This is a genomic window from Caulobacter sp. Root1455, assembly GCF_001426905.1.
GTDB lineage: Bacteria > Pseudomonadota > Alphaproteobacteria > Caulobacterales > Caulobacteraceae > Caulobacter.
Window position 1 is genome coordinate 40,325 of the sequence record NZ_LMFQ01000022.1, and the last position, 19,231, is coordinate 59,555.

Here is a 19,231-nt window from a genome sequence, read left to right on the forward strand (position 1 = left end):
GGGCGGGCTCGGGCGTTATGGAGCGCGAGCATTTAGGCGCTGGCGCTCCATTTGGCGAGAGGCGAGACCCCTCAGGGCTGCTTCACCACCGCCCCGCCCTTCATCACGAACACCGGCTTTTCCAGCGTCGTGACGTCGCTCAGGGGGTCGCCCGCCACCGCGATCAGGTCGCCATAGCGGCCCACGGCCACCTGGCCGACGTCCTTCTCCTGGCCCAGGGCCTGGGCGGCGGTGACCGTCGCGGCCTGGATCGCCTGCAGCGGGGTGGCGCCGTAGCGGACCATCACCGCGAACTGCCTGGCGTTGGTTCCGTGCGGATAGACCCCGGCGTCGGTGCCGTAGATCATCTTCACCCCGGCCTTCAGCGCCTTGCGGAAGTTCTCGCGCTGCAGCTCGCCGATGTCGCGGTCCTTGCGCAGGTTGTCCTCCAGCACGCCGTTCTTGGCGCCCTCGGCCTGGGTGTAGTCGGTGTTGTAGATGTCCATCGAGAAGTAGGCGCCCCGCTGGACGGCCAGCTTGATCCCTTCGTCGTCGACCAGGCTGGCGTGTTCGATGGTGTCGACGCCGGCGCGGATGGCGTCCTTGATGCCCGCCGCGCCATGGGCGTGGGCGGCGACCTTCAGGCCGGCCATGTGGGCCTCGTCGACGATGGCGGTCATCTCGGCCAGGGTCAGTTGCTGCTGGCCCGGCTCGTCGCCGTGCGAGAACACCCCGCCGGTCGCGCAGATCTTGATCACCTGGGCGCCGTACTTCTTCAGCTCGCGCACCCGCTTGCGGCCCTCGTCGGGGCTGTCGACGTTGTAGGGGCTCTTCTGCTCCATCGACGGGGGGAAGAACGTCGAGTCGCAGTGGCCGCCCGTCGCGCCGATGGCGTAGGTGGCGCTGACGATCCGCGGACCGGGCACGTAGCCCCCGTCGACCGCCTCGCGCAGCCCCACGTCGTCGAACTCGGCCGAGCCGACATTGCGCACGGTGGTGAAGCCGGCTTCCAGGGTGACCTTGGCGTTGCGGGTCTGGACCACGCTCCAGAAGGCGTCGCTGTATTGCAGGCCGGTGTAGCCGCCGATCTCGGCGACGCTGTCCAGGTGCACGTGCATGTCGATCAGGCCCGGCAGCAGGGTCGCGCCCGGCAGCTCGACCACCTTCGCGCCGGCCGGAATCGCGTCGCCCGCCTTGCCCACCGCGGTGATCCGACCGTCGGTCACCACCACCTGCGGATTGTCGACATACTTGCCCGTGGCCACGTCGAGCAGCCGCGCGGCGCGCACGACCTCGACCTCGGCCTCGGCCGCCTGAGCCCCATGGGAAGCGAACGGCCCGGCGCAGGCCGCCGCCAGGAAAGCCAGAGCGGCCAGTTTGCGCTGCATGATCACGACCCCCAGTCGTCGCCCAGTCCCCAGGCGATCGAGAACGGGGAAGCTATCACGCGCGGGCCGGACGTCGAGCCGCAAAGGTCCAGTTTCGCGCCGGCGCCGCGAACACAGGCGCCTGTCCGCACAGGGCCTTGGCGAGGGTCTCCCCCCATCCTATACGGGCAGGACCAGCGCGGGCGTGGCGAAACTGGTAGACGCAACGGACTTAAAATCCGTCGGGAGCAATCCCTTGCCGGTTCGACCCCGGCCGCCCGCACCAGGGCCTGGATTCAGGCGCCGGTTGCGTCCACAATGATGGCGACGGTCTTGCCTCGGGACAGCGGATCCCATCCGGCCGCGATGGCGGACGCGATGGCTCTCGCCACGAGGTCCGGAGCGATCTGCGAGGGCTTCAGTTGCGGCGCGCCGTACCGGGGCTGCGGGCCCGGCGGGAACTCCACCACCGCTTCGCGCTGGCCCTCCATGTGACGCACGGCGATCGCCATGCCGTGCCGCACCGGGGCGTCGCTGGACCACCCGGGTTGGCGATGAAGCCGCCAGACGAAAGGCTCTCCACCGACCTCGATCTCAAACTCAGGGCTTTGCTTGGTTCGTGCCATGTCAGGGTGTTAGCCCAGCAAGCGCGCCCAAGCCATCCCGCTCTCGAGCCAGGCTCGAGTCCTCGCGAATTCGTCACCCGTCTTTTGGGGCCGATCGCGGTTGGCGGGCCCGACCCGAGGTCGGACCCGCCGCTGTCGAAGCCTAGAAGGTCTTGCTGATCCGCACGCCGTAGGTCCGGGGCGTGCCCATGAAGCCGCGGTACAGGGTGTGGCCCGTGGCCGGGTCGCGCGTGCCGAAGGCGGCGTCCAGCACCTGCGGGAACTTGGTGCGGAAGACCTTCTCGTTGGTCAGGTTCTCGCCGTAGAACGCGACCTGCCAGCTGCGATCCGGGCTCGTCAACGTCACCCGGCCGCCGTAGAGCGTGACCGCATCGATCATGCCCTGCGGGCTCAGGTCGTTCGTCGAGGAATAGCTCGAGCTGTAGCTGGCGTCGCCGCGGATCGCGACGGTGAAGCCGTCCGCGAACTGGGGCGTGACGTACTCGGCGCCGAGATTGCCCGTCCACTCCGGGGAGTAGGTGGGCCGCTTGCCGGTGAGATCCTGGGTCAGCGGACAAGAGGTGGCCGCGCCGGTACAGGCCGGCAGGCCCGGCGCGAAGTGGTTGGCCGTGAACTTGGAGTCCAGGTAGGCCATGCCGAAATCGACCGAGAAGTTGGCGGTCGGCTTGGCCTGGCCTTCCAGCTCGACGCCCTGGGCGCGGATCGAACCGGCGTTGCGGACGATGAAGCTGGTGCCGTCGAATGAACGCTCCTGGAAGTCGTCCAGGTCGGTCCGGTAGGCGGTGACGTTCAGCAGCAGGCGACGGTCGAGCAACACCGACTTGGCGCCGACTTCCCAGTCCGTGGAGGTCTCGGAGTCGAACAGGCGGCGAGCGCCCAGCGCGACCGTTCCGCCGGCCGAGTTCAATCCGCCCGACTTGTAGCCGGTCGCGTAGGTGATGAAGGCGGTCACGTCCGGCGTGGGCCGCCAGGACAGGCTGGCGCGCCAGTTCGGCTGGCTGTCGTCGAACGTCAGGGCCGCGCTTTCGGGCGCGCGCAGGGTCGAGGCCAGCAGCGGGTTCTTGATCGTCTGGACGAAGGTCCCCGACTTCTTGTCCCAGGTTTCACGACCGCCGAGGATCAGGTCGAGCGTGTCGGTGAAGGCGAAGGTGGCCTGGGCGTAGGCCGCCGTGCTCTTGGCGTCCTGCGTGAAGGCGCCCACCGTCGCGGCGGTCTTGGGGAAGGTTTCGCACAACGCCCGCAAAGCCACCGGCGCGGCGAAGGTGCAGAACTGCCTGCCGACGTGGAAGACCTCGTCGATCTTGTAGTCCTCATCGAAATAGTAGAGGCCGGCGACGAAATCGAGCCGTCCGTCCATCAAGGCGCCCTTCGGGGAGATCAGCTGAAGCTCGTGGCTCTGGCTCTTGCTGTCGAAGCGGGCGTCGCGGCTCAGCAGGTCGAGGGTCGTGAAGACCACGTCGCCGTCGCTCTGCTGGTTCTGCCAGTCGCGATAGGCGTCGATCAGGCGCAGGGTGTAGCCGCCGGCGAATTCCCAGGTGATGTCGCTGCTGGCGCCCCACTGGATGTCGGCGAGGTTCAGGTTCTTGTAGAGCTGGTTGGCCGTGAAGCTGGGCGGATCGCTCAGCGTGGTCGGGTTGCCGTTGGTGCGGGCGGTGTAGGCGGCCAGCTGAGCGGGGGTGGCGGTCGAGATGTCGACCTGGTTGATGGCCACGCCGTCGCCCGAGGTATGGGCGTAGTCGGCCCGGCCGATCCAGGTGAAGGCGTCGGTCGGCTGCCACTTCGCCGACAGGCGGCCCTCGACCGTGTCCTTGGCCCCGTAGGTCTTGCCGTCCAGCTTGTTCTTGACGAAGCCGTCGGTCTCGTTGGCCAGGCCAGCGAAACGGAGCGCGAAATTTTCGCCGGCGGGCACGTTGATCATGCCGTCGACCTGGTGTTCGCCATAGTTGCCGATCTGGGCGCCGATCCGTCCGGACATCCCGCCGAACTGGGGCGCGAAGGTCTTGACCGACAGCGCGCCGACGGTGGCGTTGCGGCCGAACAGCGTGCCCTGGGGCCCGCGCAGGACCTCGACGGTCTCGACGTCGAGGAAGGTCGACAGGACGGCCCCGGGCCGCGGAATGAAGACGCCGTCGACATAGGGCGCGACGCTGGGATCGATCGCCGCGTTGGACTGGGCGCCGAAGCCGCGGATGCGGATGGCGATGCCGGACGCCTGGGCGATCGCGTCGAGGCGCAGGTTGGGGACGGTCCGTTCAAGATCGGTCGCGTCCTCGACGCCCTTGGCCTCCATGGCCTTGGCCGAGACCGCCATGATCGACAGCGGAACGTCCTGGATGTTCTCGGCCCGCTTCTGCGCGGTGACGACGACCTCCTCGACCGTCCCGGCGTTTTGAGTCTGGTCATCGGCAAGCGCGGCGGCGGGCGCCGCGCAGGCGGCGAGCGCGATCCAGGACGCGCCCCAGCACAAGATATTACGGTGTTTCATAGTGGTTCCTCCCCGACGGGCCGACATCGGCCTCTTATGAATTTTTATGGATTTCGACGTCCTCCCCTGCCGCTCAGCCAGAAAAATCCGGCGGAGAACAGGGCGGCGAAGGTGGCGACCTGGAGCGCGGCCTGGAGCCCCAGCACGTCGGCCAGGGCGCCGGTCAGCGCGGGACCGGGGGCGAGCCCGATCAGGTTGTTGGCGAGGGTCAGCACGGCCAGGGCCGTGCCGTGCAGCGCCAGCGGGGCGGCCTCGGCGACCGCGGCGCCGGCGGGGCCCGTGGTCCCGGCGGCGCAGAACAGGCCCAGGAAGGCGCAGGCGATCTGCAGCGGTCCCGCGGGCAACAGGAACGCCGCCTGCAGGAACACGAAGGTGATCAGACAGAAGGCGACGGCGAGCCGCGACCTCAGCGCCGGGCGCTTGGCGCAAAGCCTGTCGTTGAGCATGCCGCACGCCACCATGCCCACGCCGCACGACAGCAGCAGGACGGCGGCGGCCACCGCCGCCTTGGCGGGCGACAGGCCGTAGGAGCGGTTGAGCAGGCTGGGCGTCCAGGCGATCGCGGCGCCCATCACGAACAGCTGCAGGCCGCTGGCGACATAGGTCAGCACCAGGCTTTTCGAGCCGAACAGGCCCGCGGCGATCGCGCGCGGCCCCAGGCCGGCCATCGATCGGACGACGCCCTCCCCGCCCCTGCGCCGGTCGTCCCGGACGATCAGGACATAGGCGAAGGTCAGCAGGAGGCCGAACGCCGCCATCACGTGGAACGCGCCTCGCCAGCCGATGTGGGCCGTGACAAGGCCGCCGAGCGTCAGGCCGGCGAACGAGCCGAACACGCCGCCGGCCATGAAGGCGCTGGTGATGGTTCCGCGCAGGCGGGCCGGGAAGTAGGTGAACACGACCGCCAGGCCGACGCTGCCGTAGGCGGCCTCGCCGACGCCCAACACCAGCCGCGCGGCCAGAAGTTGTCCGTAGTTGGCGCAGAGGCCGCAGGCCAGGGTCGCCAGGCTCCAGGTGAACGCCATGATCGCCACGCTGCGCGCCCGGCCGATCCGGTCGGCCAGCAGCGACAGCGGCACGGTGAGCAGGCCGACCATCAGGGCCACGACCCCGCCCAGCGCGCCGAGCTTGGCGTCGGAGAGCCCCCAGTCGGCCTTCAGCAGCGGGAACACCGCCGCCAGCACCTGGCGCGACATGTAGTCAGAGAGCAGCAGGCCGAACGAGACCGCGAACACCAGCCAGGTGCGGCCCCCGATCCTCGCATCGGCGTCGGCGGGCGAAACGGTCATGGTCGGAACAGAACCTTTCATCGCCACACCAGCGTGGCTACGAGCACCAGTCCCGCGATCCAGACGGTCTCGGTGACGATCAGGAGGACGGGGCGCCAGCCTACCTTCACCAGGGCGCCGAACGACGTCTTCATGCCGAGCGCGGCGACCGCGCCCACTAGGCACCAGCGCGAAACCGTCGAGGCGGCCTCGGTGGCGACCGGCGGCAGCAGGCCAAGGCTGCCGACGACGACAAGCGCGGCGAAGCCCAGCAGGAACAGCGGCGGCTGCAGGCGGGCCCTAGGCTCGCCCTCGGCGCGACGGCCGCGCAGCGCCAGCATCAGGCCCAGGACCACCGGCATCAGCAGGGCCACCCGCAGCAGCTTGACATAGGTCGCCACGTCGCCGGTCTTGGACGAGACGGTGTAGCCCGCGCCCACCACCTGGGCCACGTCATGGATCGTCCCGCCCAGGAAGACGCCGGCGCGGGTGTGGTCCAGGCCGACGGCGGCGACCAGCAGGGGATAGGTGATCATGGCCACGGTCGAGAGCGCCGTGACCGTCACCACCGTCAGGATGGTGTCGCGCTCGCTGTTTTCCCGCCGGGGCAGCACCGAGGCGATGGCCAGAGCGGCCGAGGCCCCGCAGATCGCCACGGCCCCGCCCGACAGCACGCCGAACGCCCGGCTCTGTCCGAACAGGCGCGCGGCCAGGAAGCCCAGGCCGATGGTGGTGACGACGCCGGCCATGACCGTGGCGATCGGCATCAGGCCCAGGCCCAGGATCTGGCCCAGGGTGATCTTGGCGCCCAGCAGCGCCACGCCCACCCGCAGCACCGCCTTCGAGGTGAACTCGATGCCCGCGACGCAGCGGCCGTCCTCGTGCAGGAAGTGGAAGGCCATGCCGATCAGCAGCGCGAACAGCATCACCGGCGCGCCGTAGTGCTGCGACAGCCAGGTGGCCGCCAGCCCGATCGTCCCGGCCGCCAGCAGGCCCGGATAGACGGCGTTGAGCTGCGCCGCCATGCGGCCGCGCGATCGCGCGGCCGACGCTTGCGCGGGCAGTCCCTCCATTCCGTGAAGCGACTCGAAGAGCCCGTGGGCCTCCTGGGCGTCGGTCTGGAGATCGCTGGCCATGGTCAGCCGCCGACCGAGGTCGCCGGCGCCGCGACCGGTGCGTCCAGGATGTCGATGAAGTGGCGGCCCCTGGACCATGGCCCAAAACCCGACACCGGGTTCAGATGCCCCACGTCGCCGAGAGGGACCAGTTGGCTCCCCCAGTCGCTCGCCAGCCGAACCATTCGGTCGAAGTCGGCGAGGGGGTCGTTGGCGCTGGCGGCGAGGATGCTCTGGAAGGGCAGCGGCCGGCGCGGCGTCGGCAACCACCCGCCGTCGCGAAGCTGCTCGGGCGTGGGATAGCCGGGCGGCAGCGGCGTCTCGACGTCCGCCGGCGTGGCCAGCAGCGCCCCCTTGATCGGCCGGCCGTGGCTTTGCGCCCAGTGGGCGACCATCAGGCAGCCCGCGCTATGGGCGACCAGGATCACCGGCCCGTCGATGGCGGCGATCGCCTGGTCGAGCCTCTCGACGCGGGCCGCGCGGCTCAGCCGGTCCGCCTCCAGAGGCGGCACGGTGCGCGAACCCGGGATCTCCGCCGCCAGCAGGGTCTGCCAGTGGTCGGCGACATGATCGCGCAGGCCGGGTACGAACAGGACGGTCGACTGCACTAAGAACTCCCTCGCTTCGCGCCGCTCGGGCGCGGCGAATGACGGGAACGGGATGAGGCCGGGCGATCAGGCGTGATGCAGGAACCCCTTCTGGCCGGGCTGGCGGTTCGGGGCGAAGCCGTTCTTGGCCAGGGTCTCGTCGGTCGACTGGTAGAATTCGCCGATCCGGTAGATGCGCTTGGCTTCCTTGCCGGTGGCGATCTCGCGGCCGAATTCGCGGCTGATGCGGACCAGTTGCTCGACCTGCTCGACCGAGGTCATCTTGCTCTTCCAGTCCTGCTTCCAGAGATTGTCCTCGTTGCCGCAGCGAACGTGCAGGCCCATGGCGATGGCCATCATGTTGAGCGGCAGGGTGTGGCGCATGGACGACTCGATCGTCAGCACCGCGCCGTCGGGGACCGCCCGGATGAAGTTCATCAGCGTATAGGGATTGGCGGCGTCGAAGCCGCCGCCGATGCCGACCCAGGTCAGGATCAGCGGTCCGAAGAACTTGCCCCGCCGCATCATGCGCTCGAGGGTGTCCAGCTGGGCGACGTGGGCCAGCTGGAAGTGCGACTGGATGCCGTTGGCCGACAGCCGCTTGACGTGCTCCTCGACCCAGCCCGGACCGGCGGGCACGATCATCTCGCGATAGGCCTCGTAGAGGGCCGGTTCCGCGAGAGAGGTGGTCTTGAGGTCGTCGGGCTCCATCATCTCGAGGACGTTGAACTGGCTGGTGTTGACCGCGACCGTCACCTGGTCGGGCCGGGGCGTCAGTTCGGCCAGCATGTGGCGGGTGTCGTCCGACAGCCACTTGGCCGTCTCGCCCTCGGACTCCGGCGCGAACGAGATCGAACCGCCGACCTGCAGGACCATGTCCGGCACCGCCTCGCGCAGCCGCCCCAGGAACTCGTTGAACATCGACAAGCGCTTGGAGCCCGAGCCGTCCAGTTCGCGCACGTGAAGGTGCAGCACCGAGGCGCCGGCGTTGTGGCAATCGACGGCCGTCTGGACGTGCTCGTCCATGGTGAGCGGCAGATCCTCGGGGAAGTCCGACACCTGCCACTCGGGTCCATAGGGGGCCGCCGTGATGACCAGGTCTTCCTGGTTCTCGGGGAACAGCGAGTCGTCGAGGAAGTTCATCAGTCTCTCCTGCGGCGCCGGGGGGGGCGTCGGTAAAGCGTGCGAAGGGCGTGATTAGAAGGGGCGGTCGCCGACGATGCTGGCGCGCTCCATCTTGCGGACGGCCGGCCAGTAGTCCTGGACGGCGTAGTGCTGGGTCGCGCGGTTGTCCCAGATGACCACGCTGTTGGGCGTCCAGGACCAGCGAACCTGATACTCGGGGATCGCCGCGCGACCGATCAGGTAGTTCAGCAGGTTGGCGGCGCCGGGCGTGAAGTCCTGGCCGTAGCGGACGTTCCGCGGCGTATGGAAATTGACGAAGTGGGTGGTGAAGCTGTTGACGAACAGCACCTTCTCGCCCGTTTCGGGGTGGGTGCGGACGACGGGGTGCTCGGCGTCGGGGAACCTCTGCTTCAAAGCCAGGCGCTTCTCCTCGGGCATCGCCGCGCCGAAGCTGCACTGGATGGAGTGGCTGGCCCGCAGCGAAGCGATCTGGTCCTTGATGGCCTGCGGCAGGTCTTCATAGACCTTGGCCATGTTGACCCAGATGGTGTCGCCGCCGACCTCGGGCGTCTCGACACAGCGCAGGACGGCGCCCATCGGCGGCGCCTCGCGCCAGGTCGCGTCGCAATGCCAAGAGTTCTCGTAGTGCTCCGGCGGGCTGTCCAGATCCTTGTAGATCCGCAGGAGGCCGGGATGGTCCGGGTCGCTGCCGACGGCCGGATGATCCTCAAGCGCCCCGAAACGCCGGGCGAAGGCCGCGTGATCGGCGCGGCTGATGTCCTGGTCGCGGAAGAAGAGCACCTTGTGCTCCAGCAGCAGCGCCTTGATCTGGGCGAAGAGCCCGTCGTCATGGGCCGCGTCCGCGAGGCTGACGTTCGAAAGCTCGGCGCCGATCGCGCAGGTCAGCTTGCGGACCTTGATGGAGCCGGTGACGGCGGGAGCGGCGGCGGTGGTCGTCATGGCGCGGATCCCCTGGGTCAGAGCACGAAGATCGACGAGCCGGTGGTCCTGCGGCCCTCGAGATCGCGATGGGCGCGCTGGACGTCGGCCAGGGCGTAGTGCTGGTTGATCTCGATGCGGATGCGCCCCTCGGCGACATGGCCGAACAGTTCGCCGGCCAGTTCGGCCCGCTCGGCCGGGTCGGCGATGTAATCGGCCAGCGCCGGCCGGGTGACATAGGCCGAGCCGTGCATCGCCAGTTGCAGCAGGTCGAACGGCGGAACCGACCCCGAGGCCGTTCCGAAGTTGACGACCAGGCCGCGACGACGGACGGCGCGCAGCGAGCCGGCGAAGGTGTCCTTGCCCACGCTGTCGAGCACGACGTCGACGCCGACCCCGCCCGTCAGGGCGCGAACGCGTTCGCCCACGTCCTCGCGGCCGTAGAACACGATGTGGTCGCAACCGTGGGCCCGGGCCAGTTCCGCCTTGGCCTCGCTCGAGACCGTGCCGATCACCGTCAGCCCCAGCAGCTTGGCCCATTGCGAGACGATCAGGCCGACGCCGCCGGCCGCGGCGTGGAGCAGGATGGTGTCGCCCGCCTTCAACGGCCAGATCCGGCGCATCAGATAGGATGAGGTCAGGCCGCGCATCATCATGCCCGCGGCCGTTTCGAAGGCGATCGAGTCCGGCAGTTTCACCAGCGAACCGGCCGGCATCACCCGCGCGGTCGAATAGGCGCCCAGCGGGCTTCCGGTATAGGCCACGCGATCGCCGACCTCGACGCTCGCCACACCCTCGCCCACCGCCTCGATGACGCCAGACGCTTCGACGCCCAGGCCCGCGGGGAGCGGCGCCGGATAGAGACCCGAACGGAAATAGGTGTCGGCGAAGTTCAGGCCGACGGCGACGTGGCGAATGCGCACTTCGCCGGGACCGGGGTCGCCCACCTCGACATCCTCGAGGCGCATCACCTCGGGCCCGCCGGTCTCGTAAAAGCGCACCGCCTTATTCACTTCGCTCTCCCTTGGCGGCCTTCTTGGAACCGCCTTATTTGAACGTGAGACTAGCGCCGGCCGCCGCACCCGTTTTTCATTTGACGACAACGGATTTTCATTTCACGACAGGCGTCATGAAACGATCGGGTCATGTGCGGGGCGCCACGCTCTCGAACTACGCCGAGGTCGCCGGTCAGGTCGGCCTCGACGCCGCCGGGATGCTGAAGCGTTTCGGGATCGATCGCCGCGTCCTTGTCGACCAGGACGCGCGCATCGTCGCCGAAGGCGTGGTGGACCTGCTCGAGGCCTCCGCCCTGGAATCGGGATGCGAGACGTTCGGGCTGAGAATGGCCGAGTCGCGGCGGCTGTCGGACTTCGGCGCCGTCAGCCTGTTGATCACGCACCAGGCCACGATGCGCGACGCCCTGATGTCGGTTGTCGCCTACCGCCAGCTCGTGAACCCCGCCCTGGTGGTCGAGGTCGAGGAGCATGACGACATCGTGGTCGTCCGCGAGGAGCTGCTGCTGACCGGGCATGGGACGATGCGACAGTCCTACGAACTGGCGATCGGCGTCCTGTACCGGATGTTCCGCACCGTGCTGGGCCCGCGGTGGCGGGCGCTGAGCGCGAACTTCGCCCATGCGCCTCCCGCCGACCTCACCGTCCACCGCCGCCTCTTCGGCCCCATCTGCGAGTTCAACAGCGACTTTCACGGCCTGACCTGCGGTCGCGCCGACCTGGATGCGCCCAACCCGTCCGCCGACCCCAATCTCGCCCTGTTGGCCGAACGCTATCTGCGCTCCCTGCCCGCGACCGAGGAGCGGCCTCTCAGCCAGGACGTCCAGAAGACCCTCTATCTGATGCTGCCGATCGGCGGGGCCGCCATCGGACGCGTCGCCGCCAATCTCGGGCTCAACGAACGCACGCTGCAGCGCCGGCTCGCCGCCGAGGGCGCGGACTTCGCGGGCCTGCTCAACGGCATCCGACGCGAACTGGCCGTTCGGTACGTCGCCAATGCCGCCCTCCCCCTGTCCCGCGCCGCCGACCTGCTCGGCTACGCCCGCCAGAGCTCGTTCAGCCGCTGGTTCGCCGAGGAGTTCGGCCAGTCCGCGACGGCCTGGCGCCAGTCCGGCGCGGGGCGGAAAGCGGACTTCCTCAACCTCTGAGACGAACCGCGCGAAGGCCTGGCAAGCCCTGCATCAGGGCTTCGCGGACCCGCGGAGTGCTGTGCGTCCACGCCGTTCGGCCCGGCTTAGCCCGAACAGGCCAATTGACGCGGACATCACCGCGACCGCGCCGATGCCGAAAAAGGTCGTGGCCGGGATGGCGCCCCAATAGGCTCCCATGACGCCGGCCAGGACGCTGCCGATGAACTTGGCGATGTACCAGGCGCCCATCATCATCGAGGCCACCTGGACCGGCGACCGCGCCCCGATCAGAGCCAGGCCGGTGGGAATGACCAGCAGCTCGCCGATGGTCAGCAGGACGAAATAGCCGATCACCCACCAGGCCGAGACCGGCTGCCCGGTGGCCGCGTGAGCCGCGGCGGCGGCCACCATGACGACCATCGACAGCGCGGCGATGACGCAGCCGAAGCTCATCCGGGCCAGCAGGTCCGGCGCGCCGCGCCGCTGGGCCCGGCGCGCCCAGAACCCGATCAGGGCCGGCGTCAGCAGGATGATCAGCAGGGGGTTGATCGACTGGAACCAGGTCGCCGGGACTTCGTACCGACCGCCCAGCAAGGTGACGCCGCGGTCGGTCTGGTTGGCGACCCAAAGGGCGATGACGTTGCCGCTCTGCTCGTAGGCGACGCGGAAGAGCACCACCAGGCCGATGATCAGGACCAGACCGCCGAGACTGCGGCGCTCGCCGGCCGACAGGAGCGCGCGCGGCGTCCGGGACGCTTCTCGCGTCGTCTCCCGTGTCGTTGGGGGATCGACGGGAAGCAGCCGCCGGCAGGACAGATAGATCGTCAGGCCGACCAGCATGCCGACACCGGCGGCCGCGAAGCCCCAATGCCAGCCCAGCAGCTCGCCCAGCGAACCGCACACCAGCGGCGCCAGCAGGCCGCCCAGGTTGATGCCCATGTAGTAGGCGCTGAACGCCCCGGCGCGACGCGGATCGTCCGGACCGTAGAGCCCGCCGACCTGCACCGCCAGCGGTGGCAGGAACAGGCCGTTGCCGAGGGCCACCAGCACCAGGGCCGGCAGCAGCAGGGCCTCGGCCGCCATGGCGAAGTGGCCGAACATCATCAGCACCGCGCCCAGGACGACGCTCTTGGTCCGCCCCAGCCAACGGTCGGCGATGATCCCGCCGAAGAAGGGGCTGAAGAAAGCCGCGCCGCCATAGGCGCCGTAGATCAGCGACGCCTTGGCCTGATCGAAATGCAGTTGCTGGGTCATGTAGTAGACCAGCAAGGCCTGCAGGCCGAAGTACGAGAACTCCGCCCACATCTGGGTCATGAACAGGGCCGTCAGGCCGGGCGGGTGGCCAAACAGCGTCCGCCGGCTCCCGGCCTCGCCGCCCGCGAGGGGCGCGAGGCCGGGATCGGTCAGCCCGGGGGCAATGTCGGGCGGATCGATGGCCATGCCGTGCCTAGAAGTTCAGCGAGAGGGTGAGGGTTCGTCCGGCGATCAGCAGCCAGATCACGAACAGGGCCGACGCGGCGCCCAGCACGGCCCAGGCCAGCGTCGTCCACCGACGCTGAGGCGACCGCGCCAAGGTCCAGCAGTTCCAGACCATGAGCAACGACCCGACGATGGCGATCAGGGACAGTCCTTGGAGCAGCCGCATCCAGATGTCGAGACGGCCGTCCAGCACGCTGACGTCCTTCTCGATGGACATCACCAACGCCAGCCAACCGCCGCAGACCACCAACAGCAGCCACGGGGTGACGCGCGGCGCCCATCGGGCCAGGGCGGGGCGACCGATCACGGCCGGCTGATAGCCGTAGCGCCAGCGGGTGAAGGCCAGGACCGGCCAGGCCAGGGCGGTGAGCAGGATCACGCCGAGCGCGACCGAGGCCGCCGGCAGGATCCATCCGGCGTCGAAGCTGGCGGGGGCGGGCACGAACTCGATGATCGGGGCGAAGCCGGCGATCGAGAACCGCGTCACCTTGCCGTTCTCGACAAAGGCGGCGAGCCGATCGTCGCCGCCGACCTCGCGCCATTGCCAGGGCGCGACCTCGCGCCAGCGCTTGGGCGCGCCGCTGGTGGCCGTCAGCGCCGAGACGCTGATGGTGTCGTCGTCGTTCAGCGTCACCTGGGCCTGGCCGATCAGTCCGAGCAGCTTCAGGAAGCTGGTGACCGAGGTGCGGCTGCTGCCGTAGTGGCCGGCCAGGGCCTGGCCGTGCGCCTTGGCCGTCGCCAGGGTGGGGGTTTGCGGGTTGGGGGCGGGGAAGTAGCGGTCGGTGAATTCGGCGAACAGGCGCTCGCGCAGCACATGGGCCGCGCCGTCCTTTCCGGCGCTGTTGAACGACAGGTACAGGCCCACATGGTCGTCGAGGTACAGGTGCAGATCGGAGTGGAACAGGTCGGTGTCGCCGCCGTGGCCGATGATCGTGCGGCCGTTGCGGTCCTCGTGATAGAAGCCCAGCGCCATGCCCGGCAGGCCGGGGATCGGCGTGTTCTGGGTGGCGTACATCATGTGGGCCGTCCGCGGATCGAGCAGCGCGCCGCCGTCCGACAGGTGGGCGATCATGAACCGCGCCATGTCCGCCCCGGTCGAGGACAGGGCCCCGGCCGGCGACATGCCGATGATCTCGAAGGGCTTCGGGTCCTGGGAGGCCTGCTGGTAGCCCTTGGACATCTTGCCGACCAGGGCGGGCGGCAGGGGCTGGACGAAGCTCGACTCGGTCATGCCCAGCGGCGCGAAGATATGGTGGTCGACATAGGCCTCGAACGGCTCGCCCGACACCCGCTGGACGATGTAGCCGGCCAGGCTGGCGCCGTAGTTCGAATAGGCCGCCATCGTTCCGGGCGCATAGATCCGCGAGGGGATCGCGCGCTTGAGCACCGCCTCGAGCGGCTTGTTCTTCGCCGGATCGTCGATCAGCAGGTGCTTGGCGGTTTCCTCGAAGCCCGGGGTGTGGGTCATCAGGTGGCGCAGCGTGATCGGCTTGCCGTAGGCGGGCGGAATCTTGAAGTCCAGATAGTCGTTGATGTCCCGGTCGAGGTCGAGCTTGCCCGCCTGGACCAGCTGCATGACCGCCGTCCAGGTGAACAGCTTGGAGATCGATCCGGGGCGGAACAGCGTGTCGGTCGGGTCGACCGGGCGGCGCGTCTTGACGTCCGCCACGCCGTAGCCGCGCTGGGTCAGGACCTGGCCGTCCTTGACCACCACCACGACCGCGCCGGCGATGTCGCCGCGATCCAGGCCGTAGGGCACCAGCCCGTCCAGCCAGGCGTTGACGTCGGCCGCGGTCAGCTGGGCCGCGCCGGGCGGCGACGGGGCGAGCGGGGCGGTCGCGGTCCGGACCGGCGCGAGCGGCGCGGCGGGCTTGAGGGCGTCGGGGGCCTGGGCCGCGGCCGGCAGGGCGATCGCCGCCACGAGCGCCGCGAGGTTGGTGAGAAGTCGCATGCCGATCTTCCTCATGGGATTAATACCGAACGCCGAGGGTGACGCCGATCGAGCGCGGTCGGACCACCGCCGCCGAAGCCGCGCCGTTGGGCGCCGAGCCGGCCCCGCCCAGCGCGACGACGCCGTCGCTGTCGGTCAGATTGCGGGCGAAGGCCTCGAGACGGAAGCGGTCGATGGTGACGCCGGCATAGGCGTCGACCTGGTCGAAGGCCTCCAGATGGCGCTGGCCGTAGTTCGTATCGAAGTCGGAGCGGCGCTTGCCGGTATGCCGCCAGCTGACGCCGGCCCGTCCCGTCACCTTGTCGCTCAACGGACGCTCGTAGTCGGCGCTGAACGTGGTGGCGACGCGCGGCGCGTAGGGCAGCCAGTCGCCGGAGGCGCCGCCGATCAGGGCGGGGGCGTCCTCGGTCAGCTGGGCGTCGACATAGGCGCCGTTGGCGCCCAGGGTGAGGCCCGCGACCGGCCGGGCGGTCAGCGCCAGCTCGACGCCCTTGCTGCGGGCGCTGCCGCCGTTGGTGTTGACGGCGAAGCCGCCGACGTCGGCCAAAAGCTGGATGTTCTTCCAGTCGATCAGGAAGCCGGTCAGTTCGAGCGACAGCCTGCGGTCAAGGAGGTCGGCCTTGACGCCCAGCTCGTAGTTGGTGGTGGTGTCGGCCCCGAACTGACGCGGCACCGCCGTGGGCGCGGCGGGCGGCAGCACATTGGGCCCGCCGGGCCGGTAGCCGCGGGCGACGCGGGCATAGATCGTGGTGTCGCGATTGGGCTTGAAGGCCGGCGCGATCGAATAGGTGAAGACATTGTCCGACGAGCTGGCGTCAAGGGCCAGATCGCCGCCGACCAGCAGGCCGGAGGTCGTCTGAACCGCGCTCTGCCGGTTATGGCTGTAGCGGCCGCCCGCGGTGACGTCGAACCGCGGCGACAGGTGCAGCGTGCCGTTGGCGAAGCCGGCATATTCGTCATAGTGCGAAGCCAGACCGACCACGGCCAGGCCCGACAGGCCCGCCGCCGGCGCGCCGGTGTCGGCGTCGACGGCGTTCAGCACCTGGTCCAGCCGGTTGCGTTCGCGGGTGTAGTAGCCGCCGACGGTCCATTCGAGGACCTTGGGGCCGGACGACGCCAGACGCAGTTCCTGGGTGAAGCGGCGCTGGGCCATGCGCTGGTCGAGGGGCGCGCCCAGGGGCGTGCCGAAGGCGCCGGTCAACAGGTCGCCATAGACGCCGGTCGCGTCCTGGACCTGGACCTGATCCAAGGTGCTCGTGCTGGTCGACGAGGTCAGCGCCACCGCGCCGAAATCGTATTCTCCGGTCAGGTTGTAGATCCGATAGTCGATGGCGTTGGGCTCACGCACCGTGCGGTTCTGGATGAGCGCGCCCGAGACCGGCTCCAGGGTGACCGGGTCGACGTCGACGCCGTTCGGACCGTTGCTGCGGATGTTCTGGGCCACCGCCGAAGCGCGCAGGGTCAGGTCGGTGATCGGGCGCCAGAGGATGGAGGCGCGTCCGCCATAGGTCTCGCCGTCATTGACGTCGTGGCCCAGGCGAGGATCGTCGATATAGCCCGGATCCTCGCGGTAGGATCCGCTGACCCGCACCGCGGCGGTTTCCGACAGGGGAAGGTTGCCGGCCGCCCGCGCCGACCAGCCGGTCGTGCCGTGAGCGACGTCCTCGACGCTGGTCTCGGCGCTGAACTGGGTCGCCGTGGTGTTGGGGGCCGCGGTGACGTACTTGACCAGACCGCCCAGCGAATTGGCGCCGTAGAGCGTGCCTTGCGGCCCCCTCAGCACCTCGACGCGCTCGAGGTCGGACGGGTCGAGATCGGGCGCCAGGACCGCGCCGTTGGCCAGGGCGGTGGCCGACCCGTAGGGCGTCTCGTCGACATAGGTGGCCACCGTGGCGCCCACCCCGCCGGTGTTGATGCCGCGCAGCAGCAGCCGCGCCTGGCCCGCCTGGTTTTCGACGATCGCGGCGCTGGGGATGCGGGTGAGGTAGTCGGAGAACCGCTCGGCGTGAGCCTGGGCCAAGGTCTGCGCCGACAGGACGGACACCGATTGCGGCACGTCGAGCAGGCGCTCCTCGCGTTTTTGCGCGGTGACGACGATCTCGTCCAGCACCGCCGCCCCGGCTTGGCGCGGAGGGCTAGCGGGCGGAAGGGTTTGGGCGGCGAGCGGTCCCGCCCAAAGCGCGGCGACCGCCGCGAGCCTAGCCGTATTGCATGCCATTGCCATCGACCCGATCCCCCCCAAAGATGATCGACCATGGCACGTGTTTCTGTATTTGCAACATGTTTCGAAGACAGGGTTGCGACATTCCCTTTCGGCGCCCGTTCGGCTAGTTTTTGGGCCATGAGGCGCCGATGACGAACCCGAGGAAGACCGATCCAAGTCCTGGCGCGGCGCTGCGCGCCGCGAGAAAGGAGCAGGGACTGTCTCTGCGCGCCCTGTCGGCCCGCATCGGCATGCCGTTCTCGACCCTGTCGAAGCTCGAGAACGGCAAGATGTCGATGACCTACGACTATCTTGGCCGACTGGCCCAGGGCCTGGGCGTCGACATCAGCCTGCTGGTGGCCGGCGCGCCGCCGCCCGCGCGGCCGGCCGCCGTCGGGCGCCGCAGCGTCGCGCGAGCCGGCCAATGGCCCGACGCCAACTCCGAGCGCCACCTGCACTACTATCCGGCGGCCGATCTGCGCGGCAAGCTGATGGTGCCGATCATCGTCGATGTCACCGCCCACACGGTCGAGGAAATGGGCGGCCTGGTCCGCCACGCCGGCGAGGAATATCTGCACGTCCTGACCGGCCGCATGGAGCTGCACTCGGACCTCTACGAGCCGCTGGCGCTGAACGAGGGCGATTCCGTCTATTTCGACAGCGCCATGGCCCACGCCTATGTCCGCGTGGGGGACGAACCGTGCCGGGTGCTTTCGGTCTGCGCCGGCGAGGGCATTCAGCGCCTGGCGCAATCGGCCAGTGAGAACTGGCGCTCGCCCCCGCCCCCGGCCGAGAATTCGAAGCCCGCGCACGAGTAGGTGTTTCAGATATTGAAACACTGACGTCGCCATGAAATGGTGGCGGCATGACTCTCCATCATGCCCCCCCGCGACGCGGCCCCACCCGCCTTGCTCGCAACGCCCTTCAGGCCGGCCGCCCGCGGGGAGCGCTCGCATGACGGCGTCGCTGACGCTGCGTCGCGAGGCGATGCGCTTTCGCAAGCCCTTCCGGATTTCCGGCTACCTGTTCGAGGCGATGCCCGCCGTGGTGGCGTCCATCGCGCGCGACGGCAAGGTCGGACGCGGCGAGGCCGCGGGCGTCTATTATCTGGATGACGGTCCGGAGAACATCGAGCGCCGGATCGAGGATCAGCGTCAGGTCATCGAGGGCGGGATCGATCGACAGGACCTGGGCGCCATCCTGCCGGCCGGGGGCGCGCGCAACGCCATCGACTGCGCGCTCTGGGAGCTGGAATCATTGGAGCGGGGCCTTCCAGTCTGGGCCCTGGCGGGCGTCGGGACTCCCCGGCCGCTCACGACCACCTTCACCCTGCCGGCCGAGCCGCCGGCGATCCTGCTGGAGCAATTGCTCGAGTTCGCCCAGGCCAAGGCCATCAAGCTGAAGCTGGACGGGGATCTGGCCGCCGACACCGAGCGCGTGCGCGCCGTGCGGCGGGCGCGGCCAGACGTCTGGCTGGGCGTCGACGCCAACCAGGGTTATGGCGGCGAGGACCTCGACGCCCTGGTCGCGATGCTGGTCGATTCCGGCGTGGCCTTGCTGGAGCAGCCGGTGGCGCGCGGGGCCGAGGCCTTGCTGGAAGGCTGGAAGTCACCGATCCCGTTGGCCGCGGACGAAAGCATTCAAAGCCTGGCGGAACTGGAAGCGCTGGGCGAGCGGTTCGATGTCGTCAACATCAAGCTCGACAAATGCGGGGGGCTGACCGAAGGCCTGATGATCGCCGCCCAGGCGCGGCGCATGGGGCTGGGCGTCATGGTCGGCAATATGGGCGGCTCGACCCTGTCGACGGCGCCGGCCTTCGTCCTGGGCCAGCTGTGCGACATCGTCGATCTCGATGGGCCGATCTTCCTGCCCGACGACCTACTGGCGCCGTCCCTCTACGCCGACGGACAGATCATGGTCCGCAGCGATATTTGGGGACACCGCTGATGGCGCCCGCCCGGTCG

15 protein-coding genes and 1 tRNA gene are annotated in these 19,231 nt (G+C 69.3%); 4 read left to right on the forward strand and 12 right to left on the reverse strand.

The genetic code is table 11. The features are described 5' to 3' along the window. Positions 1-71: 71 nt before the first annotated feature. Positions 72-1,367, reverse strand: a complete 1,296-nt coding sequence (locus ASD21_RS14760) for a Xaa-Pro dipeptidase (RefSeq protein WP_056443173.1) — start codon at positions 1,365-1,367, stop codon at positions 72-74. Positions 1,368-1,545: 178 nt separating this feature from the next. Here ASD21_RS14760 and ASD21_RS14765 point away from each other — a divergent pair. After that, a tRNA-Leu gene (locus ASD21_RS14765) sits at positions 1,546-1,632 on the forward strand. 10 nt (positions 1,633-1,642) lie between these two features. Here the strand turns inward: ASD21_RS14765 and ASD21_RS14770 are convergent. The 8 genes from ASD21_RS14770 to ASD21_RS14805 all read right to left on the reverse strand — a co-directional run bounded on the left by ASD21_RS14770 (position 1,643) and on the right by ASD21_RS14805 (position 10,504). Continuing rightward, the gene (locus tag ASD21_RS14770) at positions 1,643-1,858 is read right to left on the reverse strand and encodes a hypothetical protein (RefSeq protein WP_235524894.1); all 216 of its coding nucleotides are present in this window, start codon (positions 1,856-1,858) and stop codon (positions 1,643-1,645) included. A 256-nt stretch (positions 1,859-2,114) separates the two neighbouring features. After that, positions 2,115-4,457: a TonB-dependent receptor gene (locus ASD21_RS14775; protein WP_162250240.1), complete on the reverse strand. Its 2,343-nt coding sequence runs from the start codon at positions 4,455-4,457 to the stop codon at positions 2,115-2,117. 44 nt (positions 4,458-4,501) lie between these two features. Further along, complete coding sequence (locus ASD21_RS14780; protein ID WP_056442644.1) at positions 4,502-5,746, reverse strand: MFS transporter; 1,245 nt, start codon at positions 5,744-5,746, stop codon at positions 4,502-4,504. 17 nt (positions 5,747-5,763) lie between these two features. Further along, positions 5,764-6,861 (reverse strand): YeiH family protein, encoded by a 1,098-nt coding sequence (locus tag ASD21_RS14785; protein ID WP_082554787.1) that lies wholly within the window; start codon positions 6,859-6,861, stop codon positions 5,764-5,766. A gap of 2 nt (positions 6,862-6,863) precedes the next feature. Next, positions 6,864-7,448, reverse strand: coding sequence for an RBBP9/YdeN family alpha/beta hydrolase (locus ASD21_RS14790; RefSeq protein ID WP_056442647.1), 585 nt, complete (start codon positions 7,446-7,448; stop codon positions 6,864-6,866). 66 nt (positions 7,449-7,514) lie between these two features. Then, complete coding sequence (locus ASD21_RS14795) at positions 7,515-8,570, reverse strand: 3-keto-5-aminohexanoate cleavage protein (protein WP_056442650.1); 1,056 nt, start codon at positions 8,568-8,570, stop codon at positions 7,515-7,517. A 54-nt stretch (positions 8,571-8,624) separates the two neighbouring features. Further along, positions 8,625-9,512 (reverse strand): TauD/TfdA dioxygenase family protein, encoded by an 888-nt coding sequence (locus ASD21_RS14800; protein ID WP_056442652.1) that lies wholly within the window; start codon positions 9,510-9,512, stop codon positions 8,625-8,627. A 17-nt stretch (positions 9,513-9,529) separates the two neighbouring features. After that, the gene (locus ASD21_RS14805) at positions 9,530-10,504 is read right to left on the reverse strand and encodes a quinone oxidoreductase family protein (RefSeq protein ID WP_056442655.1); all 975 of its coding nucleotides are present in this window, start codon (positions 10,502-10,504) and stop codon (positions 9,530-9,532) included. A 116-nt stretch (positions 10,505-10,620) separates the two neighbouring features. Between ASD21_RS14805 and ASD21_RS14810 the strand changes: the two genes are divergently transcribed. Further along, positions 10,621-11,652: an AraC family transcriptional regulator gene (locus tag ASD21_RS14810; protein WP_082554788.1), complete on the forward strand. Its 1,032-nt coding sequence runs from the start codon at positions 10,621-10,623 to the stop codon at positions 11,650-11,652. Between the two features lie 33 nt (positions 11,653-11,685). Here the strand turns inward: ASD21_RS14810 and ASD21_RS14815 are convergent, their stop codons facing one another. Genes ASD21_RS14815 through ASD21_RS14825 form a run of 3 tightly spaced genes read right to left on the reverse strand, consistent with a single transcriptional unit; the run spans position 11,686 to position 17,174 of the window. Further along, on the reverse strand, positions 11,686-13,074 hold the full coding sequence (locus ASD21_RS14815; RefSeq protein ID WP_056442661.1) for a peptide MFS transporter: 1,389 nt from the start codon (positions 13,072-13,074) through the stop codon (positions 11,686-11,688). A gap of 7 nt (positions 13,075-13,081) precedes the next feature. Beyond that, positions 13,082-15,064: a serine hydrolase domain-containing protein gene (locus ASD21_RS14820; protein ID WP_200941440.1), complete on the reverse strand. Its 1,983-nt coding sequence runs from the start codon at positions 15,062-15,064 to the stop codon at positions 13,082-13,084. 19 nt (positions 15,065-15,083) lie between these two features. Beyond that, a complete protein-coding gene (locus ASD21_RS14825) occupies positions 15,084-17,174 on the reverse strand; it encodes a TonB-dependent receptor (protein ID WP_056442667.1) in 2,091 nt (696 codons plus the stop codon). Positions 17,175-17,416: 242 nt separating this feature from the next. Here ASD21_RS14825 and ASD21_RS14830 point away from each other — a divergent pair, with 242 nt between their 5' ends. Both ASD21_RS14830 and ASD21_RS14835 read left to right on the forward strand, forming a co-directional pair. Beyond that, positions 17,417-18,085: a helix-turn-helix domain-containing protein gene (locus tag ASD21_RS14830; RefSeq protein ID WP_056442669.1), complete on the forward strand. Its 669-nt coding sequence runs from the start codon at positions 17,417-17,419 to the stop codon at positions 18,083-18,085. A gap of 136 nt (positions 18,086-18,221) precedes the next feature. Beyond that, entirely contained in the window at positions 18,222-19,214 is a 993-nt protein-coding gene (locus ASD21_RS14835; protein WP_056442671.1) for a dipeptide epimerase, read from the forward strand. Positions 19,215-19,231: the final 17 nt, after the last annotated feature.

Excerpts from the sequence above, each read along its gene's own strand:
- ASD21_RS14835 (WP_056442671.1), top strand. The coding sequence starts at position 18,222 with ATGACGGCGTCGCTGACGCTGCGTCGCGAGGCGATGCGCTTTCGCAAG.
- ASD21_RS14800 (WP_056442652.1), bottom strand. The coding sequence starts at position 9,512 with ATGACGACCACCGCCGCCGCTCCCGCCGTCACCGGCTCCATCAAGGTC.
- ASD21_RS14830 (WP_056442669.1), top strand. The coding sequence starts at position 17,417 with ATGACGAACCCGAGGAAGACCGATCCAAGTCCTGGCGCGGCGCTGCGC.
- ASD21_RS14760 (WP_056443173.1), bottom strand. The coding sequence starts at position 1,367 with ATGCAGCGCAAACTGGCCGCTCTGGCTTTCCTGGCGGCGGCCTGCGCC.
- ASD21_RS14770 (WP_235524894.1), bottom strand. The coding sequence starts at position 1,858 with ATGGCGATCGCCGTGCGTCACATGGAGGGCCAGCGCGAAGCGGTGGTG.
- ASD21_RS14780 (WP_056442644.1), bottom strand. The coding sequence starts at position 5,746 with ATGACCGTTTCGCCCGCCGACGCCGATGCGAGGATCGGGGGCCGCACC.
- ASD21_RS14820 (WP_200941440.1), bottom strand. The coding sequence starts at position 15,064 with ATGCGACTTCTCACCAACCTCGCGGCGCTCGTGGCGGCGATCGCCCTG.
- ASD21_RS14795 (WP_056442650.1), bottom strand. The coding sequence starts at position 8,570 with ATGAACTTCCTCGACGACTCGCTGTTCCCCGAGAACCAGGAAGACCTG.
- ASD21_RS14810 (WP_082554788.1), top strand. The coding sequence starts at position 10,621 with ATGAAACGATCGGGTCATGTGCGGGGCGCCACGCTCTCGAACTACGCC.
- ASD21_RS14775 (WP_162250240.1), bottom strand. The coding sequence starts at position 4,457 with ATGAAACACCGTAATATCTTGTGCTGGGGCGCGTCCTGGATCGCGCTC.
- ASD21_RS14785 (WP_082554787.1), bottom strand. The coding sequence starts at position 6,861 with ATGGCCAGCGATCTCCAGACCGACGCCCAGGAGGCCCACGGGCTCTTC.
- ASD21_RS14815 (WP_056442661.1), bottom strand. The coding sequence starts at position 13,074 with ATGGCCATCGATCCGCCCGACATTGCCCCCGGGCTGACCGATCCCGGC.